The following is a 23512-nucleotide window of genomic DNA, read 5'->3' as shown; positions in this document are numbered from 1 at the left end:
GCGCCATGAGGGGCGTCGAAGCGTGCCGGCTGATGGCTTTTTGCCGAGGCAGGCGGCCGCGGCTACGCCTGCCGGGGGCAGCACGGACAAGTGGTGTCGGGGGGCCTGGCCGCTGCGGCGAGGCGCGGAGGTCCGGCTGGCGCGGCGATCATCACAGAAGATTCTGCGGCGTCATTCATCGTTTGAATGGTTGCTGCCGCAAGCGCGCCCGGCGCCGTCGATGCTGGTCGGCGGTGTCGGGCGCTCGCTGGCGTTGCGTTGGCCAGCCGTCCCGGCCGGGTGCGTAGGCACCGGCCGGAGGTTTTCAGGAGGCGGGCAGCGGCGCACCCTTGGGCCATAGCAGCCAGAGCCGGCCCGGCTGCTTCATGTGTCCGGCGAGTTCGCCGGCGGCGTCGCCGGTGCCCCAGAACAGATCGGCGCGGACCTCGCCGACGATGGCCCCGCCGGTATCCTGGGCCGCCACCGGACGGACCACCGCGCTGCCGTCGTCAGGGCGGGTGGTGGACAGCCACATCAGGCTGCCCAGCGGAATCACCTTGCGGTCGATGGCCACGCTGTAGCCGTCGGTCAGCGGTACGTTCAGCGAGCCGCGCGGACCTTCGTCGCTGTCCGGGCGCAGGCTGAAGAACACGAAGCTGGGATTGCTCGCCAGCAGCTCGGAGACCCGCTGCGGATTGGCCTCGGCCCAGTCGCGGATGCGCTTCATGCTGATCTCTTCCTTCGGCACCAGGCCCTGCTCGACCAGCCAGCGGCCGACCGGCTTGTACGGGTGGCCATTCTGGTCGCCGTAGCCGATGCGCAGTTGCCGGCCGTCTTCCAGCTGGATGCGCCCGGAACCCTGGATCTGCAGGAACTGCAGGTCCATCGGGTCGCCCAGCCAGGCGAGCACCGGCGCGCTGGAGCCGTTGTCGCGGATCGTCGCGGCGTCGTCGTAGGGTTTCAGCACCCGGCCTTCCAGGCGTCCGCGCAGGCGCTTGCCCTTGAGTTCCGGGTAGACGCTTTCCAGCGCGACCACCACCAGGTCGTCCGGTACGCCGTAGACCGGCACCGGGGTTTTTTCGCCCTGGCTCAGGCTGCCGTGGTAGACCGGTTCGTAGTAGCCGGTGATCAGGCCCTGGTCGCCGTTGCTGGAGGAACGCAGGCTATAGACCTGCATCCGCTCCTGGAGGAACGCGCGCACCGCCGTCGGATCGGCGGCGACCGTCGTGGCGCTCGCACAGGGCTCGCCCCATACCGGGTCCTTGGCCAGCCGCGCGCAGGCCGAGCGCCAGGCATTGAAGCCGGCGAGCAGGTCGGCGTCGCTGGTGGCCGGCAGGGCGTCCCAGGGCACGCTGTTGTAGGTGGTGACTTCGGCGGGTTTGGGCGGGGGCTCTTTCTTGCCGTCGTCGCATGCGGTCAGCAGGGCGGCGAAAGGGAGCGCGCAGAGCAGCAGGCGGCGCCAGGGATGGAACGGAAACTTCACGCCAAGGACTTCCTGGTGGTGGATCGAAGCCCGCTAGCTTGGGCAAAGCGCGACGGTGCGTCAAACTGCGGCGACGACCGAAGCGTATCGCCGCGTTACACCGAGGCGGCGATGAGTTCGCGCAGCCAGCGATGGGCCGGATCGCGGTGCGAGCGCTCGTGCCAGAGCATGGCCAGGTCGTAGCCGGGCACCTCCAGGGGCGCCTCGACCACCCGCAACCTGTCGCGCTCGCGTACCAGTCGCGACGGCAGCAGCGCCACCAGGTCGGTGCTTTCCAGCACCGCGCGGAGGAACAGGAAGTGCGGCACCGACAACGCCACCCGGCGTTCCGCGCCGAGTTCGGCGAGCGCCTGGTCGGTGGGACCTAGGAAGCCGCCGCCGTCGGGCGAGACGATCGCCTGCTCGAGGCGGCAGAACTGCTTCAGCGTCGGTCGCCGACGCAGCCCCGGATGCCCGGCGCGCCCGGCCAGCACATAGCGCTCGCTGAACAGCCGGCGACAGCGCAGTCCCGGCGGCGCTTCTTCGAGGGTGTGGAAGGCCAGGTCGATCTCGCCGCGTTCCGCCTGCCTGACGATTCGCGTCGGCGCCAGCTCCAGCACCGCCAGGCGGCTGCCCGGCGCCTGGCGGCGAAGACTGGCGAGGATCGGCAGGAGGATCGCCGACTCGGCGTAGTCGGTGGCGGCGACGCGCCAGGTATGCCGTGACTGCGTCGGATCGAACGGCGCGGCCGGCGCCACCGCCTGCTCCAGGGCTTCCAGGGCCAGGCGTAACGGCTCGCGCAGCTCCTCCGCCCGCGCCGTCGGGCGCATCCCGCGCGGGCCGGGAAGCAGCAAGGGATCGTCGAAGATCGCCCGCAGCTTGGCCAGGTGCACGCTCACCGAGGGTTGGGAAAAATTCAGGCGTTCCGCCGCGCGCGTCACATTGTGTTCGGTGAGCAGCACGTCGAGGGTCACCAGCAGGTTCAGGTCCAGTCGCCGGAGATTAATCATCAATATACCTGGAATTTCGGATATTCATTTCAACTATAATCCGGCGATGGCCGATCCTGCGCCCACCTTTTGCCGGAGATCCGCCATGAACGTACTCATCGTCTATGCCCATCCCGAGCCGCGCTCCCTCAACGGTGCGCTCAAGGACTTCGCGGTCGCCCGCCTCGAGGCGGCCGGCCATGCGGTGCAGGTTTCGGACCTCTACGCGATGGGCTGGAAGGCCGTGCTCGATGCCGGCGACAGCCTCGAGCGCGAGGCCAGCGAACGCTTCGATCCTTCCGCAACTTCCCTGCGCGCCTTCGAGAACGGTTGGCAGAGCGTCGACATCGCCGGTGAGCAGGACAAGCTGCGCTGGGCCGATACGCTGATCCTGCAATTCCCGCTCTGGTGGTTCAGCATGCCGGCGATCCTCAAGGGTTGGATCGATCGCGTCTATGCCTGCGGCTTCGCCTACGGGGTCGGCGAACATTCCGACAGCCACTGGGGCGACCGCTACGGCGAGGGCCGGATGCAGGGCAAGCGGGCGATGCTGGTAGTCACCGCCGGCGGCTGGGAGTCGCACTACGCCGCGCGCGGTATCAACGGACCGATGGACGACCTGCTGTTCCCCATCCACCACGGCATCCTGCATTACCCCGGCTTCGAGGTATTGCCGCCGTTCGTCGTCTATCGCAGCGGCCGGATCGACGCGGAGCGTTTCGCCGCGCTGAGCGAGCAGTTGGGCCGGCGCCTCGATGACCTGCAGCGCGCTGCGCCGATCCCCTTCCGCCGGCAGAACGGCGGCGACTACCTGATCCCGGCGCTGACCCTGCGCGACGAACTTGCCCCGCAGCGGGCCGGTTTCGCCATGCACCTGGCCGAATGACCTGGGGTCAGGCCTCCAGCGGCTGCGCCTGGGCGGCCCCCTGCGCGCCGCGTGCGGCGAAGAGCTGGCTGCCGATGTGCAGGGCCTGGTCCAGATGCCGGATCGGATCGGCGGTCTCCGACTCCAGCAACAGTTCGGAACGGACCACCCGTGCGCCGCAGTAATCGAAGATGCCATGGTCGATCTGGGTGCGCATCGCCCCGGCGTAGCCGTGCCGCTCGAAGGTGCCGGCATCGGCGCCGCCGACACCGACCAGCACCACGCGCAGGCGCTGCAGCTTTTTCCGCAGGTCGCCGCCGATGCTGTAGTCGAAGGCCCAGCCATTGGAGAACACGCGATCGATCCAGCCCTTGAGCAGGGCCGGCATCGACCACCAGTAGATCGGGTAGACCAGCACCAGGGTATCGGCGCGATCGATGCGCGCCTGCTCGGCGAGGACGTCGGCGGGAGGCGACGCCTGGCCGCGATGCACGGCGTGGTCGGCCAGGCCGAAGCGCGGCTCGAAGCCTTCCGCCGCCAGGTCGGCGGTTTCCGCGGAATGACCGGCGCGGACCACGCCTTCGGCGATGCGCGCGGCGAGGGCGTGGGTGAGAGAGCGGGGATGATGATGAGCGACGACGATCAGGGCATGCATGGGCGAATTCCTCCGGGAATTGCGGGAAGGGGGGCAAGTCGATAGTCTGGGTAAAACCTACCTTCTGTAGGTTACCTTTAGTAAGTTACTTTTAGTAGGTTATCTATGTCAATGCACTCCCCAGACGACCCGTCGCCACGCCGCCGCCTGTCCCGCGACGAGCGCCAGCGCCAGTTGCTCGAGGTGGCCTGGCGGCTGGTCCGCGAAGAAGGTACCGAGGCGCTGACCCTCGGACGCCTGGCCGAGCAGGCCGGGGTGACCAAGCCGGTGGTCTATGACCACTTCGGCACCCGCGCCGGCCTGCTGGCGGCGCTCTACCAGGATTACGACCTGCGCCAGACGGCGCTGATGGAGGCTGCCCTGGAAGCGAGCGAGGCGACCCTGGAGGGGCGCGCCGACGTCATCGCCCGCGCCTATGTCGACTGCGTGATGCAACAAGGCCGGGAGATTCCCGGGGTGGTCGCGGCCCTCGCCAGCTCGCCGGAGCTGGAGCGGATCAAGCGCGACTACGAGGTTCTCTTCATGGACAAGTGCCGCGCCGTGCTGGAGCCCTTCGCCGGCGGCGGACGGCTGACCGTCGCCGCTCTGCGCGCAATGATCGGCGCCGCCGAAGCGCTGTCGCACGCGGCCGCCACCGAAGAGATCGCCCCGGAAGAGGCGCGGCGGGAACTGTACGAGGCGATCGTGGCGATGGTCGCGCGGAGTCGTCGGTGAAGGAACCGCGTGCCCTGGAGGAATATCGCCGGGCGATAGTGGCGGCCTGTCCGGAACTGGCGGACGCCACTTTCGCCATCCTGGCCTCGGGCTGGCATTCCACGGCGGTGGAGGTCGGAGGGCGCTGGGTGTTCAAGTTTCCGCGCGGCGCGGAGGCCGAGGCGGCGCTGCTGCGCGAGGCCGCCGTGCTACGCCTGGTGCGTCCGGCGGTGAGCCTGCCGGTGCCGGCGCCGCAGGTGTTTGCGGGACCGCCGCTGTTTTCCCGCCACGAGAAACTGCCTGGCGGTTACCTCCTGGGCGAGGACTACCGGCGCCTGGACGAACCCGCACGGCAGGCGGTCGGCGATGCGTTGGGGCGCTTCTACGCCGAGCTGCATCGACTGCCACCGGCGCGCATGCGGGCGGTTGGAGCCTTGCCGGTGCGTCCCTGGGAGTCGCCCGCGGCGATGCGCAGGCGCGCCTTGCCGCTGCTGCCTGCGGCCTGGCGCGAACGCGCGGAACGCTTGGTGCGGGAATATGCCAAGCTGCCTGCCGATCCGCTGGGTTCGATCTTCGGCTTCTTCGACGGCCATGGCTGGAACATGGCATTCGATAGCGAGGCCGGGCGGCTGAACGGTGTGTACGACTTCGCCGACGCGGGCATCGGTCCGCTGTACCAGGAATTCATCTATTCGGCGTTCATCGATGCCGACCTCACCGAGCGCATCGTCGCCGCCTACGAGCGCTTCAGCGGTCGGCGCCTGGAGCGTCGGCGGATCGCCTTGCTGACGGCGGCGCATCGGTTGTCGGAGCTGGCCGAGCTGGCCGACGAGCCGCGCCATCTGCCGGAGATGCTCGCCGGCGCCCTCGACGGCCTGGCCCTGGCGGAGGCGCAGGGCCTGGCCTGATGAGGGGACGCGCGGTTGTGCTGGGCAGGACGGATATGACCGCGTGCGGACATCCGCCGCGAAGTACCGCTACCGCTCAGAGATAGGCTTGCGCGCGGCGCCGCGAGCGCGGCATGCGGTTCTTCCCGGACAATTCGTTGAGACGCGCCTGCCAGGCCTTGCGGGCGGCATCGCGGTCCTGGCGCTGCGCGGCGGCGAGCCTGGCCTCGGCTTTCGGCCGCGGCGCGGCCTTGTCGATCACTGGCGCAGCGGCGGTGGGGGTGACAGGGGCACTGGCCGGAGCGGCGTTTTCCTGGGCCTGGGCGAAGGCGTTGGTGCGCCGGCAGGTCTTGCAACTGACCTGGCCGACGTCGCTCGAGCCGTTCACGTTGCTGTCGCCGCGCCCGCAGGCTGCCTGGCCGGATTCGCTCAAGAAGTGCGTAACCATCTGATCCTCCTGGAGAAAAAAGGGCGGCATTATTCCCAGAAGTGTCTTCGAGTGCCAGCCTCGGGGGAGAACAGCTGACGAACTGCAAGACCTTTCCGTCGACCTTCGTTCAGTCGGCTGGCCGCCGCATGCTGTCGCGCACGTAGCGGGCCGGGGGGCTGCCGAGCGCCTTGCGGAACATGCCGATGAACGAGCTGACCGACTCGTAGCCGAGGATCTCGGCGGTGCGTTGCACCGAAACGCCGGCGGACAGTTGCTGCAGGGCGATGATGATCTGCAATTGCTGGCGCCACTGGCCGAAGGTCATGCCGGTCTCCCGGCGCACCATCCGCGCCAGGGACCGCTCGCTCATCGCCACTCGCCTGGCCCATTCGGCCATGCTGGCGCGGTCGCCGGGGGCGCGGGTCAGTTCGTCGGCGATGCGGCGTAGGCCGCGGTTGTCCGGCAGCGGCAGGTAGAGCTGTTCGGTCGGCGCCTGTTCCAGGAGTTCCAGCAGCACCCCGGCGAGACGTGCGAGCGGGCCGTCGTGCGGATAGTCCTGCGGTTGCGCGCTCAGGTGCAGGATCAGTTCGAGGACCAGCGGCGACAGGGCCAGGGTGCAGCAGTCGCTCGGCAGGCGTGCCGCCCCCGGCTCGACGAAGAGGAAGCAGACCTTGCCGTTGGTGGTGACCCGGTTGCTATGGGCGATGCCGCCGGGAATCCACACACCGAACCCGGCCGGCACCATCCACAGGCCATCGGGCACCGTGCAGGTGATGCCGCCGCGGCAGGCCACCACCAGCTGGCCCTTGCGATGCCGGTGCACCGGCACTTCGGTGTCGTTGTGCCGGGCCTCCAGCTGCAGGGCCAGGGCCGGCTGGCCGAGCGCGTCGGGATCGAAGCGTTGGGCGAGGTAGGTCTGCGGTTCACGGCTCACGGCAGGTCCTGTGGTTGTCCGAATTCGATTATTTTCTGGCTGAGTAGTCGATATTTGCAAATCGCCACGACCCGTAGCCTGTGCTCCTCAACCCGACAGGAGCGGCCGACCGCTCCGCGCCCTCGATACCCTGGTGCCCTGCATGCTGAGCGAAGTCTCCGTTTCCGGCCTCTACGTGCCGCCATTGTTCCTCTACCTGTGCCTGGCGATGCCGCTCTACCTGCTGCTGGAGCGCCTCGCCTGGCGCTGGCTGGAATGCGCCTGGCATCCCGGCCTGCTGCGTTTCTTCCTGTCGTTCATCGTGCTGTCCGTGCTGGTGCTGAAGTTCTGAGCCGAGGTCCCCATGTCCATCGTTCGTCTTTCCAAGGTGGCTGCGACCTTCGCCTGCGGCCTGCTCGCCCTGTGCCTGGCGTTGCAGTTGTGGCAAGCCTACGTGCTGGCGCCCTGGACCCGCGACGGGCGGGTCAGCGCGCAGGTGATCCGCATCGCGCCGGAAGTCTCCGGCAGCGTCGAGGCGGTGTTCGTCGCAGATAACCAGCGGGTGGCCCGCGGCGATCCGCTGTACCGCATCGATCCGCGCAGCTATCGCCTGGCCGTGCGCCAGCGCGAGGCGGAGCTGGAGCAGGCGCGGGAAACCCTGCGCCAACGTGACGAGCAATGGCGCCGACGCATGCAGTTGGCCGGCGCGGTTTCGCGCGAGGAGGTCGCCAACGCCGGACGCGCCCTGCGTATCGCCCGCGCCCGCGCCGAGGCCGCCGGGGCGGCGCTCGACCAGGCGCGGCTGGACCTGCGGCGCAGCGAGTTGCGCTCGCCGGTGGACGGCTATGTGACGCAGTTGCGCGTGCAGCCCGGCGATTACGCGGCGGCGGGCCGGACCAACATCTTCATCGTCGATCGGCGAAGCTTCTGGGTCACCGGCTATTTCGAGGAAACCAAGCTGCGCAATGTACAGGTCGGCGCGCCGGCGACGATCAAGCTGATGGGGTTCGATCCGCTGCTCGACGGCCATGTCGCGAGCATCGGTCGCGGTGTCGCCGACCTCAACGAAAGCCGTGCCGACAGCGGCCTGCCGCAGGTCAGCCCGAACTTCAGCTGGATACGCCTGGCGCAGCGCGTGCCGGTGCGCATCGAACTCGACCGGGTACCGGCGGGCGTGGTGCTTGCCGCCGGCATGACCGGCAGTGTCGAGGTGCTGCAGGCGGGGACCGCGCGGCACTGGCGGCTGACCCGCTGGTTGCAGGAGTACCTTTGATGGCGGCGTCGGCGTCCGGCGGGCGCGATTGGTACGCGGCGTTGCCGTTGCCCTGGCGGACCGACAGCCTGGGCTACGTGCTGCGCAGCATCGGCGCTGCCGCTCTGGCGCTCGGCCTGGGGCTCTACCTGCAACTGGATTCGCCGTTTTCCGCCGCGTCCACTGTGCTGTTGCTGATCAATCCGGTGCAGGGAGCGGTGGTCGGCAAGGGCTGGTGGCGCGCCGTGGGTACCCTGGTCGGCACGCTCGCTGCCTTCGTCCTGACCGCGCTGTTCGCCCAGAAGATGCTGCTGTTCGTCGTCGCCCTGGGTTTCTGGCTGGGTCTCTGCGTCGGCGTCATGAGCCTGGTCCGGCACTTCTACGCCACCGCCGCGGTGGTCGCCGGCTACACCGTGTGCCTGGCGCTGGGATCGGCCATGGTCGAGCCCGAGGCGGCCTTCGAGCACATCGTCACCCGCGCCTCGGCGGTAATCGTCGGGGTCTGCTGCCTGAGCCTGGTGACCGTGCTCTTCAGCCGCAGGACCGTGTCCGGGCGGGTGCGCCAGCGTCTCGTCTCGCTCTGCGCGGCGACGCTGGCGCTGGTCGCTGCGCGGCATGCCGGTGCGGCTGACGGGGAACTGGAGCGCCGTCGCCGGACGCTGGCCGGCGAGGTCTACGCGGTAGACGACCTGCTGGGCGTCGGTCGCGCCGAGTCGCGGGCGCTGAGCGCTGCGCTCCCGGCGATCCGCGGTGGCCTGGCGGCGCTGTTTTCCACGCTGATGGAGTTCCGCTTCGCCGGCGAGACGCATTGGGCCCGGCGCTTGGCGGAGCGTGGACTGGCGCTGCCGATGGCCGACGACCTGTGCCTGCTGGGCGGCCAACTGGAGCGCGGCGAGCTCGACTTCGCCGGCGCCGCGCGACGGCTCGCGAGCTTGCGCGGTCGCCTGGCGGCGATTCGGCGCGGACTTCCGACAGACCAAGCGGATGCCTGTCGCGAAGGGCTGTTCATGGAGCGTCTCGACGAGCAACTGGATGACCTGCAGGCCGCCCTGCGGGGGTTCGCCCGGCTCGACGGCCGGGCCCGCGCCGACGTCCGCCCAGCGGCTTTCCATCGACATTACCGCGAGGCCTTGCGCAACGGCGCGCGAGCCTGGCTGGCGATGCTGGTCGGCGGCGCCCTGTGGTTCCTCAGCGGGTGGGACCAGGGGCCGACCCTGCTGGCGGTGCTCGGCCCCTACTGCACGCTGCTGGCAGCCTCGCCCTTTCCCGCCGAGGGCACGCGCAATTTCATTCGCGGCACGCTCTACGCGATACCTGCCGCATTGCTCTGCAAATTCCTTCTGCTACCGCTGATCAACGGTTTTCCATTGCTGCTGCTGTGCCTCGCCTTCTTCTGGTCGTTCGGTATCCAGGCCACCACAGTGCCCAGGCGGGCGTTGCAGGGAATCGCCTACCTGATCGCCTTCAACACCCTGGTCGCCACCGGCAATCTCGCCCGCTTCGATTTCGGCGACTTCGCCAACCAGTCCTGCGTCTGGGTGCTGGCGCTCTGCATCAGCCTGCTGGTCTACCGTCTGCTGCCGAAGGACCTGGAACGGCATTCGGCTTCGCTGCTCGACCATCTGCGCCGCGAGACCCTCGCCTTGCTGCGTCGTCGCGCCGGTTTCGACGCGCATGCCTGGCAGGCCCGCCAGCAGCATCGCATCGCCCAGCTGGGCGCGCTGCATGGCATGGAACATCCGCGCAGCGCGCTGGCCCTGCGCCTGGGCTTCGTATCCCTGCAACTCGGCCGCGAGTCGCGGCGCCTGTGGCGCGCCCTGGCCGGGCTCGACCCGGCCGCCGCGGAGGCGCGGTGGATCGAGCGCGCACTGCGAGCCATCGCCGTCCGCCATCGCGATCCGCCGCTCGCCGCGCGGCACGCACGCCGTGCCGGCGCCCGCCTGGCGGCCGCCGGCGAGTGGCGCCTGGCCGCGATCCTCACCGACCTCGCCTGGTTGCTCCGGGCCTATTCGCAAAGCGTCTCGTCCGACGGGGCGCAGCATGGAGAAAAGACCTCATGAAAACCTCGTTCTTGCTGGCCTTGCTGCTGTCCTGCTGGTCCCAGGTCCAGGCGGCGGACGACGACGGGCAAGAGTTGCCGCCGATCGAGCGCTACGACTACGGCATGCCGCTGGACATCGAGCGGGTGCTTTCCGTCACGCCGGTGCCGGCCACCTGTGGCGTGGTGCCGCTGGTGATGCTCTACCGCGACAGCGCCGGACGCCTACATCGCTTGCAGTACCGAGGCCTTGGCGCGAGCTGTTCGCGGCACTGAGAAGCGGGCGCAGGCGCTGTCTCAGCGCGCCGCGCCTTCGATGATCGCCAGGACGTCGCCGATGGCGTGCTCCAGGTAGTCGCCCGCCTTGTACGCCGCAAGCGCCTGCGGACCGCCGTCGAGCACCGCCTGCGGCCGTTCGACGAAGCGTCCGAGCAGGTTGAACTCCTCGTCCAGCACCAGTACCAGCGGAATCGGGATTCGCTCCAGCGCCAGGCGCTGGCGCAGGTCGTCCTCGGCGCGGCCCTTGGAAATGATCGCCAGCTCGATGTTCGGTTGCAGGCGCTGCGCGAAGTCCAGCGCGGCCAGGTTGATCTGGCAGTCCGGGCACCACATTTCCCCGGCGACCAGCAGGCGATAGCGCCGTTCGATGCGTTGCAGGCGTTCCGTCAGCGCGCTCGGCAGCCCGTTGCTTTCCAGCTTCTGCCGGAACCGCGCGACCGCGCCCTGTTCCGTGGCCAGGCCATGGCCGACGAAGGCGGCGAAGTCTTCTCCGATATCGAACAGTTCCGCGTAAGAGGCCATGCTGGTTTCGCTCCTGTACTTGGGGAGGGATGGCGCGGCGGATACGCCAGGTAGTCGCGCCACGCCGGGGCGGCCAGGGTAGCGCGCTCGCCGCGTCGCGGCGAGCGCCGGCGTGCTTCGCCGGGACTGGTCGTTAGCATGGCGCGGCTGGTAAAAAGACAGCGCCCCCACTGCCCGCCAAGGCCCGCCCGATGCTGATCGACCTGCCTTCCACCCGTCCGGTCTTCGCCTATGCCCAGGATTATCTCCACGGCGAGCGCGTCGAGCTGCACCGGCATTCGCGCGCGCAATTGATCCATGCGCTCAGCGGGGTGGTCACGGTCGGCACCGCCGAGGGCACCTGGGTGGTGCCGCCGGGACGCGGTGTCTGGTTGCCGGCCGGTATCGAGCATGCCCTGCGTTTCGCCGGCCAGGTGCGCATGCGCACCTTGTTCATCGCCCCGCAGGCGCGCCACGACCTACCGCGGGACTGCCGGGTGGTGGACGTGCCGCCGTTGCTGCGGCAATTGATCGTCGCGGCGATGCGGATCGCCCCGGACTACCCGCCGGGTGGCCGCGACGAGCGGGTGATGGAGCTGATCCTCGATGAACTGCGGGTGCTGCCGATCCTCGCCCTGCACGTGCCACAGCCGGTCGATCCGCGACTGGCGGCGCTGTGCCGCAGCCTGCGCGCCGAGCCGGCCGCCGACTGGAGCCTGGGCGATGCCGCGCGTCGCCTGGGCGTCAGCCCGCGGACCCTGACCCGCGCCTTCCAGCGCGAAACCGGTCTCAGCTTCGTCCAGTGGCTGCGGCGCATGCGCCTGCTCGCCAGCCTCGATGCGCTGGCGGCAGGGCACTCGATCCTCGAGGTCGCACTGGACCTCGGCTACGACAGCCAGAGCGCCTTCAGCGCCATGTTTCGCCGGACCCTGGGCGTTTCGCCGAGCCTCTATTTCGGCCGCGGCGCCGCCTACGGGGTGGCCGAGGGCGACTGAGTTCAGTCCTTCTGGCGCAGCATCAGCGAGGCCAGGGCGCAGGCCAGGAGCGCCACGCAGGAAAGGTAGAAGGCGTCGGAGTAGGCCATCAGGTAGGCCTGCTGGCGCACCCCGTGGTCGAGCAGGGCCAGCGCCTGCTGCTGCTCCGGCAGTTGTATCCGCACCTGGCCACCGCCCAGGCGCTGCTGCAGGGCGCCGTCGAAGATCGTCAGGGTCTCGCCGATCCGCTCGGAGTGGAAGCGCTCGCGCAGCGAGACCAGTTGCGTCAGCAGCGCGGTGCCGATCGCGCCGCCGAGGTTGCGCAGCATCGAGATCAGCGCCGAGGCCGAGCCGGCCTGGGCCTTGTCCAGGCCCTTCACCGCCAGTACCGAGAGCGCGACCATGATCAGCGGCTGGCCGATGCCGCGCACGACGATGGAGGGGATGATCACGTTGCGTCCCGCGTCGGCGTTCAGGTGCGCGCCCATCCAGCAGCCCAGGGCCATGATCGCGAAGCCGCCGGCCACCAGCAGCTTGGGGTTCAGCCAGCGCATCAGGCGCGGCAGCAGCGGCGCCAGGAGCAGTTGCACGAGGCCGTAGAGGATCAGGCTGTCGCCGATCTGCCGGGCGTTGAAACCCTGCAACTGGGACAGGTAGTTGGGCACCAGGAACACCAGGCCGAAGGTCGCCGCGCCGAACACCGCCATCGCCAGGCTGGACACGCCGAAGTTGTAGCTGCCCAGCAGGCGCAGGTTGATGAACGGCCGCGCGCCCCACAGTTGGCGCTGTACGAAGAGCAGCAGGGCGAGCACGGCGAGGACGGCGAAGGTGCGGATGAAGCCGGACTCGAACCAGTCGCGGCGGCCACCTTCCTCCAGCACGATCTGCAGCGCGCCGAGGCCGGCGACCATCGCGCCGATGCCGAGACAGTCGGCCTGGCGCAGGCGTTCGCGGTCGCCGTCGCGGGGGCGGATCGACCAGGCCACCGCGGCCAGCAGGGCGATCCCCGGCAACAGTTGCAGGAGAAAGATCCAGCGCCAGGAATAGGCATCCGCCAGCCAGCCGCCGATCGACGGGCCGGCGGCCTGGGCCACACTGTTGGAAAGGCTGAACAGCGCCATGCCGAGGGGTATCCGGCTGGACGGCAGCTCGGTGAGGATCAGTTGCATCGACAGCGGGATCAGCACCGCCCCCGAAGCCCCCTGGATCACCCGGATCAGGATCAGCGTCGACAGGTTCGGCGCCAGCGCGCAGCTCAGCGAACTGAGCAGGAACACCAGCGAGCCGAGGAGCATCACCCGGCGCAAGGAGAACACTTCCACCAGCCAGGCGGTAAGCGGGATCATACTGATTTCCGCGACCAGATAGGCGGTGGAGATCCACGAGCCCTCCTCGAAGGTGGCTCCCAGCGCGCCTTCTATCTCCGGCAGCGCCGCGCTGGTGACGTGCACGTTCATGCCGGCCATGAAGCAGCCGAACAGGCCGCCGGTGACGGCGACCCAGGCACGCAGCGATACCTTGTCGTCAGCGCTCATCGGCGGAGGCTCCGTCCGGTTCGCGAGTGTCCACGGTGGCGATCACCGACATCCCCGGAAGCAGCCGGCCCCGCTCGGCGGCGTCGGCGTCCAGGCGGATACGCACCGGGAAGCGCTGGACGATCTTGGTGAAGTTGCCGGTGGCGTTGTCCGGCGGCAGCAGCGCGAATACCGCGCCGGAGGCCGGCGCCACGCTGTCGACGCGGCCGCGCCAGCGGCGGCCGAACGTGTCCACCTCCAGCTCTACCGGTTGCCCGGGGCGGATGCGTTCGAGCTGGGTCTCCTTGTAGTTGGCCACCACGTAGGCCTGCTCCAGCGGCACCACCGCCAGCAGCGGCAGCCCCGGCGTGACGTACTGGCGCAGGCGCACCTTGCGCTGGCCGACGCGGCCGGCGAATGGGGCGCGGATTTCGGTATCGTCCAGGGCGTGGCGCGCCAGTTCGCGCGCCGCCGCGGCTTCCTGCAGCTCCGCCTGGCGCTGGGCGAGCGCCGCCTCCGCCTCGCGTCGCCGGCTCTTCAGTACGTCCCTGGCGGCGCGCTGGCGGCCTTCCTCGGCGCTTGCCCGCCGCGCCGCCGCCCGCGCTCGCTGGTGCGCCGCGTCGGCGTTCTCCAGGCGCTGGCGACTGGTGGCATGCTCGTCGGCCAATTGCCGGTAGCGTCGCCAGTCGGTCTCGGCGCGGCGCCATTCGGCTCGCGCCGCTTCGCCATCGGCGCGGGCGCGGCTGATCGTCTGCGCCTGCTCCAGCAGTTGCCGATCGAGGGTCTCCAGCTTCGCGCGCTGGGCTTCCAGCGCCGCCTGCGCCGCCGCTTCGCGGGCCTCGGCGGCGCGCAGGCGCTGGCGGAAGTCGCGCGGGTCCAGGCGCAGCAGCAGGTCGCCGGCCTGGACGTCGGCGTCGTCGGCCACCAGCACCTCGGCGACGTAGCCGGAGACCTGCGCGCTGACCGCCACCCAGTCGGCGCGTACATAGGCATCGTCGGTGCCCTCCAGGAAGCGTCCGCTGCTCCACCACCAGGCCAGCAGGGCGGCGAGCGCGATGGCGCCGGCGAGGCCGCTCAGCAGCCAGGTTCGGCGCCGGCGCGTGGCTGCTGGCATGGTTTCGCCAGTGGTGTGTTCGATGGGTTCCCTGATTGCCTGGTTCATTGTCCGTTTTCCTGGTGGGAGGGGCTGGGAGCGGCTTGCCAGCCGCCGCCGAGAGCCCGGAACAGTTCGACCTGGCGCTCGGCGACGCGCATCTCGGCGTCGACCAGGCGCGCCCGGTCGGCGACCAGGCTGCGTTGGCTGTCGAGCAGCTCGAGGGCATCGAGGGCGCCGGCGCGATAGTTGCTGCGCGCCAACCGGTAGGCGTGGCGCTGCTCGTCGAGGGCACGCTGGAGGTCGGCACGCCGCTGGCGCTCGCCGGCATACAGCGCCAGGGCACGCTCGACCTCGCGCAGGGCGCCGAGCACCGCTCCGTCGAAGCGCGCCAGGGCGGCGTCGCGCTCTGCCGCTGCGCTGTCCAGGCGGCCTCGCGCGCTTTCCCGGTTGGGGAAGCGCCAGCTCAGCAGCGGGCCGGCCGCGTAGGCCAGCGCGCCGCTGGCGCCGAGGCCGGCGAGGGTCACTGCGGAGGTTTCGGCGCCGACGGCGAAGCTGATGCGCGGGTACAGCTCGGCTTTGGCCAGCGCGCGCCGGGCGTCGGCGGCGGCGAGCCGGCGCTCGGCCGCGCGGACGTCCGGGCGGCGCGCCAGCAGGCTCCAGCCGTCGCCGGTGGGCAGGGCACGGCGCAGTTGCGGTATGCCGGCGCAGGTCGCGGCAGGAGCGTCCAACTGGCGCGGCGAGCGCCCGCTGAGCAGCGCCAGTTCGTAGAGTGCCGCGCGCCGCCGCGCCTCGAGCATCGGCAGCGCGGCGCGGGTCCGCTCGCGCAAGGCCAGCAGCCGGCGTCGCTGCAGCTCGCTGGAAAGGCCGGCGGCGAGCTGGCGTTCGCTCAGCGCCAGGCTCGCGTCGAGTAGACCGACCGATCGGCGTTGTACCTCTGCCCGTCGCGCCAGGGCGCAGGCGCGGACGTAGGCGAGGGTGGTCTGGCTGGCCACGCTGACCCTGAGCAGGTCGCGCGCCGCTTGCGCCGCTTCGGCATCCGCCTTCGCCGCGGCGATGCGGGCGCGGACTTCGCCCCACAGGTCCAACTGGTAGGACAGGTCGAGGCGGGCGGTGTGTTTCCACTGGCTGCGCAGGTCCTCGTCGGTGGCTTCGGCGAGGGTCTGGTCGTCGCCGTCGCGCCCATACTGGTAGCCATAGCCGACCTCGGTCCGTGGCCAGCGTTCGCCCTGTGCGCCGCGCAGATGACCGAGGAGCGCGCGGGCATGGGCATCGGCTGCGGCCAGGTCGCGGTTGTGGCGCAGCGCGGCGGCCACCAGGTGGTTCAGCCCAGGGTCCTGGTAGAGCGTCCACCACTGGGCGGGCAGCGCGTCGCCGCGGGTTCCCGCCACCCTCGACAGGCCAGGGTCGAGGCTTTCCGCGCGTGGCGCGGGTTGGTTGCGGTTCGCGCAGCCCAGCGCGGTGGAGATCCCCAGCGCCAGCGCCACGCAACGCAGATGACTGGCAAGCGGCATTGCCCTGCTCCCGTGTCTGAAAGAGCGGGGAACGGTAAGGCAGGCGCAGGCGGCCTGCGCCGGCAAAAGCGCCAGTCATCGTCGCGAAATGGACAGTCGGCGGATTTTTCAGCGTTGTCGCATCAGGTACGGGCCGCAGCCCAGGGCCAGCAGCCCGGCCGGGATGGCCAGCAGGGAGATGCGGGCGATCTGCCGGGAGTAGCGGTTCACCCCGGCAAAGCTGTCGGCCTTGGTGGCGGTCTCCCGGCGAAACCCCGGTCGCGGCTTTCGGCGCGGCTGCGTTCGAGAAGGAACTCCACGGCGACCACGCCCAGCCAGAATGCGACGGCGAACAGGCGAAGGGACAACGGCAACGGGTGCATGGCGCGCGCTCGCTGGTCTTTCAGGCGTTCTCCGGATGCCGTCTCAGCCAGCGCAGGGCGTCGTCCCACAGCGCCTCTGCACCGGCGCGGAAGTAGCCCATGTGTCCGAGCGGTCCACCGTCGGGTCGCAGGTCGAGGGTTTCCAGCGGTGCGTTGCGGTAGGCCTCGACGAAGGCGTCCCGCGAGCGCGGCGGTGCCCAGGGATCGTCCAGGGCGGTGGCGAACAGACAGGGCGTGCGCACTGCGGCGTAGCGCTGGTGGAGGTGGCGCATCGCCGGGTCGTCGAAATAGTAGCGGGGATGGCGGCACCAGCGCTTCCAGTCGCGGTAGACCCCCAGCGGCAGGTCGTCGCCCATGCCCAGCAGGCTCCAGGCCATGTAGCCTTTCCAGGCCACCAGCGGCGGCAGCACCAGGGTCCACAGCAGGCGCACCTTGAGCGCTTCGCGGCGCGACATCCAGCCGCTCCAGCCGGCGCCGCTGCCGAAGCTGTAGCAGGCGGCGAGCCGCCCATGGTCGGGCAGCAGGCCGATGGCGTGGCCGCCGAAGGAGTGGCCGGCCCAGTACAGCGGCCGCTCCTCCCGGCCGAGCAGCTCGACGGCGGCGGCGAGGTCCCGGTAGGCCCAGTCCAGGTAGGACATGGCGAAGCCCTTCAGGCTTGCCGGCGCGGATTCGCCGATGCCGCGATAGTCCAGGGTGAGTACGTCGAAGCCCTGGCGCGCGGCGTGTTCGGCGAAACGCCGGTAGAAGCGCTGGGCGACGCCCGTCGCGCCGGCCACCAGCAGGTTGCCATGGGCGTGGCCCGGCGCGTGGTAGCGGTAGGCGGACAGCGGATAGCCGTCGGTCGCGGGCAGGGCCAGGCGTTCCATCCGCACCGGCGCTGCGGAATGTTGAGTCAACGAAGTCATGTCGGTTTCCGCAGGAGAGATGGAGCGGAGCGACCGGGGGTCGACCCGCAGGGGAGCTAGCGGCCTTTGAACGCCGGCGCGCGCTTTTGCACCATCGCCAGCACGCCCTCGCGGACGTCCTCGCTGCCGATCAACGCGGCCAGCGACTCGTTGACCCGCGACAGCGCCGCATCGTCCCCCTCGTCGCGCCCCTGGAACGCCGATTGCAGCGCGGCGCGCACCGCCAGCGGCGCGGCCCGGGCGATCCGCTCGGCGTATTCGAGGGCCCGTGCCAGTTCCTCGCCGGGTTCCACCACCTCGGTGAGCAGGCGCATGCGCAGGGCTTCGTCGGCATCGAACTCATCGCCGGTGAGGATGTAGCGCATGGCGTCGGTCCAGCCCGCCGCGCGCGGGAAGCGCACGGTGGATCCGCCCAGCGGCGGGATGCCGCGTAGCACCTCCAGATGGGCGAAGCGCGTGCCGCGCGCGGCCACCGCGATGTCGGCATTGAGCATTAGCTCTATCCCGGCGGTCCAGCAGGTGCCTTGCACCGCGACCACCAGCGGCTTGCTCCGACGCGGCTGGACCACGCCCCAGGGATCGACGCCGCCGTCCGGATAGCGGAAACCGCTGGCGGCGAGCTTCGGTGCCAGTTCCATCAGGTCGAGCCCGGCGGTGAAGTGCTCGCCATGGGCGAAGAGCACGGCACAGCGGGATTCCTCGCTGCGCTCGTATTCACCCATGGCCAGCGCCAGGTCCGCCAGCATTGCGCTGTCGAAGGCGTTGCGCTTGCCCACGCGGTCCAGGCCGATGAGAAACAGATGACCGCGCTGCTCTCGGGTGACGCGGCCCGGGCCGCTGTTGGCTTCGCTCATGATGCCTCTCTCCTGTGCTTGGGTTGGTGGAGCGGAAACTTCTTCTAGTTACCTACCGAACATTCGGTTTGTAAAAACTAAACAAACATTCGGTAACCGTCAAATTGAGGCGCCAAGGCTTATGGCATAGAATCAACGCCTTTGATCGAGAGCAGGAACCTTCCGTGCGTCCGTTGAAAATCTCCCGCGACGAGCTTCTCCAGCGCTGCGCCGGCACCTTCCGTCGCTACGGCTACCACGGCACCACCATGGAAATGCTGTCCAGCGCCTGCGGCTTGACCAAGGCCTCGTTCTACCACCACTACCCGAACAAGGAAGCCTTGCTCCGCGACGTTCTCGAATGGACCCACCAGCGGCTCGCCGAGACGCTCTTCAGCATCGCCTACGACCCGCTGCTGACGCCCCGCGAGCGCCTGGAAAAACTCGGCCGTAAGGCCGCCCGGTTGTTCCAGGACGACAGCATCGGCTGCCTGATGGGCGTGGTCGCGGTCGACGCCAGCTATGGTCGCAGCGAGCTGATGGCGCCGATCCGCAGTTTCCTCGACGACTGGGCGCAAGCCTTCGCCCAGCTCTACCGCCCGGCCTTCGACGAGGCGCAGGCGCTGGAGCGCGGCCGGCAACTGGTGGCCGATTTCGAAGGCGCCATCCTGCTGGCGCGCATCTATGGCGAGCCGGGCTATATCGATGGCGTCACCCGGCGAGCGCTGGAGCAACTGGCGGGCTAGCCTGCGCCCGCCTTCAACCTGAACGAAGCGTTTCGCCAGGTGGTCGGAACAACAGGTCCCCGTTCCGGAAGCCGAGTCCATGCCGCTGCGCCGTGCCGTTTTCGCCATCCTTTTCGCGTCCCTGGGCAGTCCTTTGGTAGCCGCCGAAACACCCCTGCGCCTGGAGCGCCTGGAGCGCTGCGGCGATCTCCTGGCCAGCGAGCGGCAGGAGTGGTGCCTGCGCGTGCGCGGCCTGGGCTCCGGCCTGCCGCGCCTGTTGCTGGACGGCCGCGAACTGCCGACCACCGCCCTGTGGCGCGAGGGCGACGGCCTGCAGCTCCGCCTGGACCGCCGTGGCCACGCCAGCGGTCCGCTTTGGCTGGAGCAGGGCGGGCGCAGCAGCAATCCGGTATGGCTGACCCTGAACGGCAGTCATGTGCTCGCCGCCGGTCCCGACGAGGTGGCGAAGAACATGGATGGCCTGACCACCTACGTCGACCTGGTCAGCCTGTTGATCGAGGAGAACCACGACGGTCGCCGGGAGGCCGAACGCCTGGCCGATAAATATGGCGCGCGGGTGGTCGGCGCGATCCCGCCGTTGAACCTCTACCAGTTGCGCCTGCCGGCGCGCGACCTCGTCCAGCGCGACGCGCTGGTCCTCCGCATCGGCAGCGAGACCAGCGTGGACGCCGTGGTGGTGGAGGAGTCCGCGCCGGAGAAGGGCGAGGAAACCGAGGCGGCGCGCCGGCCCGTGGACAAGCCGGACAGCGACTCCGACGAGTGGGCGGCCAATCGTTTCATGGACGCGGTGAACTATTACCAGCGTCGGGTCCGCGCCCGCCAGGCGCCGCTGGAGACCCGCCCGGTGCGCATCGGGGTGATCGAGCGCGACGTCGATTTCGACGCTCCCGACTTCGCCGACTACCTCGGCCCCTGCAAGGCGCCCGCACCGCGTACCTGCCTCTACGCGCGCGATGCCGAACGTCCCGACAACCACGGTTCGACGGTCGCCGGCATCCTCGCCGCGCGCTGGGACCAGGGCGGCAACAGTGGTTTCCTGCGTGGGTTGGACCGCGCCAGCCAGGGTTTCGAAGTGATCGTCGAGCGCAATTCGGATGCTGGCATCACGGCCAACGTCGCCGCCTCGGTGAACCTGGTGGAGGATGGCGTGCGGGTGCTCAACTGGAGCTGGGGCATCCACCGCGTCGGCGCTCGCGACGTCGATGGCGACGAGGTGGATTCGCTGGTGCGCTCGGGGATCGCCATGAGCGGCTACGAGGAGTTGCTCGAGGAGTTCTTCCTCTGGCTGCGCAAGGAGCATCCGGACGTGCTGGTGGTCAACTCCGCCGGCAACGGCTCGTCCTACTCCGGTACCGACGAATACCGCCTGCCGTCCTCCTTCGTTACCGAGCAGTTGCTGGTGGTGGGCGGCCACCAGCGCAGCGAGCGCCAAGGCCTGGCGGTGGACGACCCGGCCTACGCGGTCAAGCGCAGCACCTCGAACGTCGACATGCGGGTGGATGTCACCGCCGCCGCCTGTACCCATGCCTCGACCCTGGAGCGGGACGCGCGGGGCGAGGTGCACTGCGGCACCTCCTATGCCACGCCGATGGTCGCCGGCACGGTCGCCGCCATGCTTTCCCTCAACCCGCGGCTGCGACCCGAGGAGATCCGCATGCTGCTCCGGCGCAGCGCCATGACCATCGGCGGCGACTACGATTTCGAGCCGGCCGATGCCGAGGACCTCACCGCACCGATCCTGCCCTCGGAGCGCGGCTACCGCCTGGACCACCGCGACGTCGGCCGCTCGGCGCGGCTGGACATGCAGAAAGCCCTGGACCTGGCGGTGAAGAGCCGCGAGCGCGTGCGCTGAGGCGTTCCGCCGGCCCGGGGCCTCACGGCGAGGCTTCCAGCAGCCGGGCGAGGCGTTCGGCGAGTTCGTTGTGGCGGAACGGCTTGGTCAACACCTCGAAGCCGTTGAGTTGCTCGGGCCTGAGGTTGGCGTAGCCGGTGATGACCAGCACCGGCAATTGCGGGAAGTGCTGGCGCAGTTCCTCGGCAAGCTGCACGCCGGTCTTGTCGGCCATGAGATGGTCGGTGACCAGCAGGTCGGGCGCCAGGCCGCGCTCGACCTCGCCCAGGGCTTCCTCCGCCGACGCCGCCTCGCTGACCTGGTAGCCGAGATCGCCGAGCAGCAGCGCGGTGGTGTAGCGCACCATCCTGTCGTTGTCGACCAGCAGCACGTGGGTCGGCCGCAACGCCTCCGGTGCGTCCGGGCAGCTTTCTGCGGTGGATTGCGTCTGCTCCGCGGTGATCGGCAGCCAGATGCTCACCCGGGTCCCCTTGCCGATCTCCGAGTGGATGCCCAGGCCGCCGCCGGACTGGGCGACCAGGCCCTGGACCATCGACAGGCCGAGGCCGGTGCCCTTGCCCACGCCCTTGGTGGAAAAGAACGGCTCCATGCAGCGGGCCAGCACCTCGGCGGGCATGCCTCCGCCGTTGTCGGCGACTTCCAGGCACACGTAGCGGCCGGCGCCGAGACCGTCCACCGCGCCGTCGATCACCAGGTCGGTCCGCGCGCCTATTTCCAGGCGGCCGCCTTCGCCCATGGCGTCGCGGGCGTTCACCGCGAGGTTGAGGATGGCCAGTTCGAACTGGTGCGGATCCACCACCACCGCCGGCAGGCGTTCCGGGATCTCGATGCGGACCTCGATGGTCGGGCCGAGCGAGCGCTCGATCAGGTCGTGCATGCCTTCGACCAGCTCGCGCAGGGCCACCGCCTGCGGCTTGAGGGTTTGCCGGCGGGCGAAGGTGAGCAGGCGACCGACGAGGTTCCGCGCCCGTTCGGCGGACTGTAGCGCGCCGTCGATGAGGTCGGTGGAGCGGGCGTCGTCGAGCCGCCGGCGGATCAGTTCCAGCGAGGCCATGATCGGCGTCAGCAGGTTGTTGAAGTCATGGGCGATGCCGCCGGTCAACTGGCCGACCATCTCCATCTTGCGTGCCTCGTGAAGCTGCGCCAGGGCGCTTTCGCGCTGGGCGAGCATGGTCGCGACACGTTCTTCCAGGCTTTCGTTGAGTTCGCGCAGCTCGTTCTCGGCGCGTACCCGCGCGCTGATGTCCATGCACACGCAGAGCAGGCCGCTGGCGGCATGCTGCTCGTCCACCAGCGGCGTGACCTGGTTCTGCACCCACACCGTATCGCCGTCGGGGCGAACGTAGCGGCCGCTCATCTCGAACGCCGCGCCGGTCGCTCCGCCTGGCGCCGCGGGGAGGGCGAAGTCGGCGGGGTCGAGGATGTCCTGCATGCGCAGGCCGAGCAGGGTCTCGCGCGAACGGCCGGCGATCTCGCAGTAGCGATCGTTGACCCGGGTGAAGCGCCAGTTCCGGTCGCATACCGCGATGCCCGCGCTGGCCTGGTCGAACATCGCCGCCAGTTGCGCGGAACTGGTGCGCAGCGCCAGCTCCGCGCGGGCATGGGTGAGCGAGGTCCAGGCCAGCTTGGCGGCTTCCTCCGCCAGGCGGCGCGAATCTTCGCCGAGCGCCTGCGGATGGGCGAAGTGGATCGCCAGCAGCGCCTCCAGCCGGCCGTGGCGCAGCACCGGGACGTGCAGCGTGGCGCCCAGCCCCAGGCGCGCGCGGCTCGCCGCCTCGTCGAGACTCATGCCGCGCTCCCCGGCGAGGTCTTCCCGCGCCACGCTGCGTCCGGCATGCAGTTCGCCGGACAGGGTGGCGCCGAACGCCAGGTAGCGATGCCGACCGACCGCCGAGCGGCCGTCGTGGAGATAGTCGCGATGAACCTGGAAGGTCATGCCGTCGCCGTTGTCCTCGCCGAAGAATATCCGCGACGCGCCCAGCTCCTCGCCGAGCCGGCGCAGGGCGGTGGCTTCGATTTCCAGGGGATCGGCCAGGGACGGCAGGGTCTGGCCCAGTTCCAGGAGGAACGCCTGGCGGCGTTCAAAACGCACCCGCTCGGTGGTCTCGGTGACGATGCACAGCACGCCGCCGACGGAACCGTCGGTTTCCCGCACCGCCGAATAGGACACGTCGAAATAGACCGTCTCGCCGCGCCCGTGGCGTTCGATGTAGAAGGGCCGATCCTTTGCCGCGAAGGTCTCGCCGGTCTCGTACACACCGCGCAGCAGCGGTTCGAGGTCATCCCACAGCTCCCGCCAGTTCTCTATCGCCGGCCGGCCGAGGGCGCGCGGATGCTTGTCGCCGATGCTCGGCGCGTAGGCATCGTTGTACAGGGCGACGAATTCCGCGCCCCAGAACAGCACGATCTGCGCCTTGGCCGGCAGCAGCGTGGCCATCGTCGTCTTCAGGCTCGCCGACCAGGCGTCCGGCGGGCCGAGGGGCGAACTGGCCGCGTCGAGGCTGAGCAACAGTTTCCCGACCGCTCCTCCGTTGGCCAGGAAGGCCGGTGGATGGTCGAGGGTGTTCGGGTCCGGTTCGATGGTGAAAGGCTGTGCCATGTCTGCGGAGTCTTGCTCGGTTCCGGTTGAGGTGGTGGGTCGTATGGAACATAGGAGGGCGGTGGGTGCGCTTGCGTTCAATCCGGCTGGGCGGGATGGCGCACCGGGGCGCTCCAGACGCTCGGCGCGTTGCCAGGCGGAGTCTGGCGATGATTTCGTACGCGGTGCCCGAGACCG

Annotated in this window: 22 protein-coding genes; 10 read left to right on the top strand and 12 right to left on the bottom strand. The window is 69.8% G+C overall.

The features are described 5' to 3' along the window. Positions 1–304: 304 nt before the first annotated feature. Together mltA and JHD77_RS07010 are read right to left on the bottom strand one after the other, a co-directional pair. Entirely contained in the window at positions 305–1462 is a 1158-nt protein-coding gene (gene mltA / locus JHD77_RS07015; RefSeq protein ID WP_003082509.1) for a murein transglycosylase A, read from the bottom strand. Between the two features lie 95 nt (positions 1463–1557). Beyond that, complete coding sequence (locus JHD77_RS07010; RefSeq protein ID WP_003116363.1) at positions 1558–2451, bottom strand: LysR family transcriptional regulator; 894 nt, start codon at positions 2449–2451, stop codon at positions 1558–1560. Positions 2452–2536: 85 nt separating this feature from the next. Here JHD77_RS07010 and JHD77_RS07005 point away from each other — a divergent pair, with 85 nt between their 5' ends. Next, positions 2537–3316, top strand: coding sequence for an NAD(P)H-dependent oxidoreductase (locus JHD77_RS07005; RefSeq protein ID WP_003112444.1), 780 nt, complete (start codon positions 2537–2539; stop codon positions 3314–3316). A 7-nt stretch (positions 3317–3323) separates the two neighbouring features. Here JHD77_RS07005 and JHD77_RS07000 read toward each other — a convergent pair whose 3' ends face one another. Next, the gene (locus JHD77_RS07000) at positions 3324–3950 is read right to left on the bottom strand and encodes an NAD(P)H-dependent oxidoreductase (RefSeq protein ID WP_003116364.1); all 627 of its coding nucleotides are present in this window, start codon (positions 3948–3950) and stop codon (positions 3324–3326) included. 105 nt (positions 3951–4055) lie between these two features. Between JHD77_RS07000 and JHD77_RS06995 the strand changes: the two genes are divergently transcribed. Both JHD77_RS06995 and JHD77_RS06990 read left to right on the top strand, forming a co-directional pair. Further along, complete coding sequence (locus JHD77_RS06995) at positions 4056–4664, top strand: TetR/AcrR family transcriptional regulator (RefSeq protein ID WP_003133652.1); 609 nt, start codon at positions 4056–4058, stop codon at positions 4662–4664. Between the two features lie 38 nt (positions 4665–4702). Then, a complete protein-coding gene (locus JHD77_RS06990) occupies positions 4703–5551 on the top strand; it encodes an aminoglycoside phosphotransferase family protein (RefSeq protein WP_074231251.1) in 849 nt (282 codons plus the stop codon). Positions 5552–5627: 76 nt separating this feature from the next. Here JHD77_RS06990 and JHD77_RS06985 read toward each other — a convergent pair whose 3' ends face one another. Further along, positions 5628–5978 (bottom strand): hypothetical protein, encoded by a 351-nt coding sequence (locus JHD77_RS06985; RefSeq protein ID WP_003082515.1) that lies wholly within the window; start codon positions 5976–5978, stop codon positions 5628–5630. Between the two features lie 109 nt (positions 5979–6087). Continuing rightward, positions 6088–6894 (bottom strand): AraC family transcriptional regulator, encoded by an 807-nt coding sequence (locus JHD77_RS06980; protein WP_031755272.1) that lies wholly within the window; start codon positions 6892–6894, stop codon positions 6088–6090. Between the two features lie 133 nt (positions 6895–7027). On the opposite strand from JHD77_RS06980, the gene JHD77_RS06975 reads away from it, so the two are divergent. Genes JHD77_RS06975 through JHD77_RS06960 form a run of 4 tightly spaced genes read left to right on the top strand, consistent with a single transcriptional unit; the run spans position 7028 to position 10439 of the window. Then, on the top strand, positions 7028–7225 hold the full coding sequence (locus tag JHD77_RS06975) for a DUF1656 domain-containing protein (RefSeq protein ID WP_003082517.1): 198 nt from the start codon (positions 7028–7030) through the stop codon (positions 7223–7225). Positions 7226–7237: 12 nt separating this feature from the next. Continuing rightward, positions 7238–8146, top strand: a complete 909-nt coding sequence (locus JHD77_RS06970; protein WP_003112442.1) for an efflux RND transporter periplasmic adaptor subunit — start codon at positions 7238–7240, stop codon at positions 8144–8146. Further along, positions 8146–10185, top strand: coding sequence for an FUSC family protein (locus JHD77_RS06965; protein WP_191519248.1), 2040 nt, complete (start codon positions 8146–8148; stop codon positions 10183–10185). The genes JHD77_RS06970 and JHD77_RS06965 overlap by 1 nt, the downstream gene beginning before the upstream one ends. Next, positions 10182–10439 (top strand): DUF2790 domain-containing protein, encoded by a 258-nt coding sequence (locus tag JHD77_RS06960; RefSeq protein ID WP_031756629.1) that lies wholly within the window; start codon positions 10182–10184, stop codon positions 10437–10439. The genes JHD77_RS06965 and JHD77_RS06960 overlap by 4 nt, the downstream gene beginning before the upstream one ends. Positions 10440–10460: 21 nt before the next feature. Here JHD77_RS06960 and JHD77_RS06955 read toward each other — a convergent pair whose 3' ends face one another. Beyond that, positions 10461–10964 carry a thioredoxin family protein gene (locus tag JHD77_RS06955; protein WP_003086710.1) on the bottom strand — a complete coding sequence of 168 codons (504 nt, stop codon included), beginning with the start codon at positions 10962–10964 and terminating at the stop codon, positions 10461–10463. A gap of 191 nt (positions 10965–11155) precedes the next feature. Here JHD77_RS06955 and JHD77_RS06950 point away from each other — a divergent pair, with 191 nt between their 5' ends. After that, the gene (locus JHD77_RS06950) at positions 11156–11938 is read left to right on the top strand and encodes an AraC family transcriptional regulator (RefSeq protein ID WP_003082522.1); all 783 of its coding nucleotides are present in this window, start codon (positions 11156–11158) and stop codon (positions 11936–11938) included. A gap of 2 nt (positions 11939–11940) precedes the next feature. Here the strand turns inward: JHD77_RS06950 and JHD77_RS06945 are convergent, their stop codons facing one another. From JHD77_RS06945 to JHD77_RS06925, 5 genes are all read right to left on the bottom strand, one after another. Next, a complete protein-coding gene (locus tag JHD77_RS06945) occupies positions 11941–13452 on the bottom strand; it encodes an MDR family MFS transporter (protein ID WP_191519247.1) in 1512 nt (503 codons plus the stop codon). Further along, on the bottom strand, positions 13442–14593 hold the full coding sequence (locus JHD77_RS06940) for an HlyD family secretion protein (RefSeq protein WP_004348730.1): 1152 nt from the start codon (positions 14591–14593) through the stop codon (positions 13442–13444). The genes JHD77_RS06945 and JHD77_RS06940 overlap by 11 nt, the downstream gene beginning before the upstream one ends. Further along, positions 14590–16038 (bottom strand): efflux transporter outer membrane subunit, encoded by a 1449-nt coding sequence (locus tag JHD77_RS06935; protein ID WP_033999078.1) that lies wholly within the window; start codon positions 16036–16038, stop codon positions 14590–14592. Before JHD77_RS06935 ends, JHD77_RS06940 begins: the two co-directional genes overlap by 4 nt. 382 nt (positions 16039–16420) lie before the next feature. Further along, on the bottom strand, positions 16421–17305 hold the full coding sequence (locus JHD77_RS06930; protein WP_023087648.1) for an alpha/beta hydrolase family protein: 885 nt from the start codon (positions 17303–17305) through the stop codon (positions 16421–16423). A 56-nt stretch (positions 17306–17361) separates the two neighbouring features. Beyond that, on the bottom strand, positions 17362–18159 hold the full coding sequence (locus JHD77_RS06925) for a crotonase/enoyl-CoA hydratase family protein (protein WP_023084483.1): 798 nt from the start codon (positions 18157–18159) through the stop codon (positions 17362–17364). Positions 18160–18323: 164 nt separating this feature from the next. Between JHD77_RS06925 and JHD77_RS06920 the strand changes: the two genes are divergently transcribed. After that, positions 18324–18884, top strand: coding sequence for a TetR/AcrR family transcriptional regulator (locus tag JHD77_RS06920; protein WP_003086720.1), 561 nt, complete (start codon positions 18324–18326; stop codon positions 18882–18884). A 79-nt stretch (positions 18885–18963) separates the two neighbouring features. Next, positions 18964–20736, top strand: coding sequence for a S8/S53 family peptidase (locus tag JHD77_RS06915; RefSeq protein WP_191519246.1), 1773 nt, complete (start codon positions 18964–18966; stop codon positions 20734–20736). Between the two features lie 22 nt (positions 20737–20758). Here the strand turns inward: JHD77_RS06915 and JHD77_RS06910 are convergent, their stop codons facing one another. Further along, positions 20759–23335, bottom strand: coding sequence for a PAS domain-containing protein (locus tag JHD77_RS06910; RefSeq protein WP_191519245.1), 2577 nt, complete (start codon positions 23333–23335; stop codon positions 20759–20761). Between the last annotated feature and the right edge of the window lie 177 nt (positions 23336–23512).

Source organism: Pseudomonas sp. P20, assembly GCF_016463925.1.
In the GTDB taxonomy this organism is placed as follows: Bacteria; Pseudomonadota; Gammaproteobacteria; order Pseudomonadales; family Pseudomonadaceae; genus Pseudomonas; species Pseudomonas aeruginosa.
This window is presented reverse-complemented; position numbering and strand designations above follow the sequence as displayed.

Bases quoted from the DNA above. Each gene is read 5' to 3' on its own strand.
- JHD77_RS06930 (WP_023087648.1), bottom strand. From the start codon at position 17,305: ATGACTTCGTTGACTCAACATTCCGCAGCGCCGGTGCGGATGGAACGC.
- JHD77_RS06925 (WP_023084483.1), bottom strand. From the start codon at position 18,159: ATGAGCGAAGCCAACAGCGGCCCGGGCCGCGTCACCCGAGAGCAGCGC.
- JHD77_RS06935 (WP_033999078.1), bottom strand. From the start codon at position 16,038: ATGCCGCTTGCCAGTCATCTGCGTTGCGTGGCGCTGGCGCTGGGGATC.
- JHD77_RS06995 (WP_003133652.1), top strand. From the start codon at position 4,056: ATGTCAATGCACTCCCCAGACGACCCGTCGCCACGCCGCCGCCTGTCC.
- JHD77_RS07005 (WP_003112444.1), top strand. From the start codon at position 2,537: ATGAACGTACTCATCGTCTATGCCCATCCCGAGCCGCGCTCCCTCAAC.
- JHD77_RS06965 (WP_191519248.1), top strand. From the start codon at position 8,146: ATGGCGGCGTCGGCGTCCGGCGGGCGCGATTGGTACGCGGCGTTGCCG.
- JHD77_RS06970 (WP_003112442.1), top strand. From the start codon at position 7,238: ATGTCCATCGTTCGTCTTTCCAAGGTGGCTGCGACCTTCGCCTGCGGC.
- JHD77_RS06910 (WP_191519245.1), bottom strand. From the start codon at position 23,335: ATGGCACAGCCTTTCACCATCGAACCGGACCCGAACACCCTCGACCAT.
- JHD77_RS06940 (WP_004348730.1), bottom strand. From the start codon at position 14,593: ATGAACCAGGCAATCAGGGAACCCATCGAACACACCACTGGCGAAACC.
- JHD77_RS06985 (WP_003082515.1), bottom strand. From the start codon at position 5,978: ATGGTTACGCACTTCTTGAGCGAATCCGGCCAGGCAGCCTGCGGGCGC.
- JHD77_RS07010 (WP_003116363.1), bottom strand. From the start codon at position 2,451: ATGATTAATCTCCGGCGACTGGACCTGAACCTGCTGGTGACCCTCGAC.
- JHD77_RS06950 (WP_003082522.1), top strand. From the start codon at position 11,156: ATGCTGATCGACCTGCCTTCCACCCGTCCGGTCTTCGCCTATGCCCAG.
- JHD77_RS07000 (WP_003116364.1), bottom strand. From the start codon at position 3,950: ATGCATGCCCTGATCGTCGTCGCTCATCATCATCCCCGCTCTCTCACC.
- JHD77_RS06915 (WP_191519246.1), top strand. From the start codon at position 18,964: ATGCCGCTGCGCCGTGCCGTTTTCGCCATCCTTTTCGCGTCCCTGGGC.
- JHD77_RS06955 (WP_003086710.1), bottom strand. From the start codon at position 10,964: ATGGCCTCTTACGCGGAACTGTTCGATATCGGAGAAGACTTCGCCGCC.
- JHD77_RS06945 (WP_191519247.1), bottom strand. From the start codon at position 13,452: ATGAGCGCTGACGACAAGGTATCGCTGCGTGCCTGGGTCGCCGTCACC.
- JHD77_RS06960 (WP_031756629.1), top strand. From the start codon at position 10,182: ATGAAAACCTCGTTCTTGCTGGCCTTGCTGCTGTCCTGCTGGTCCCAG.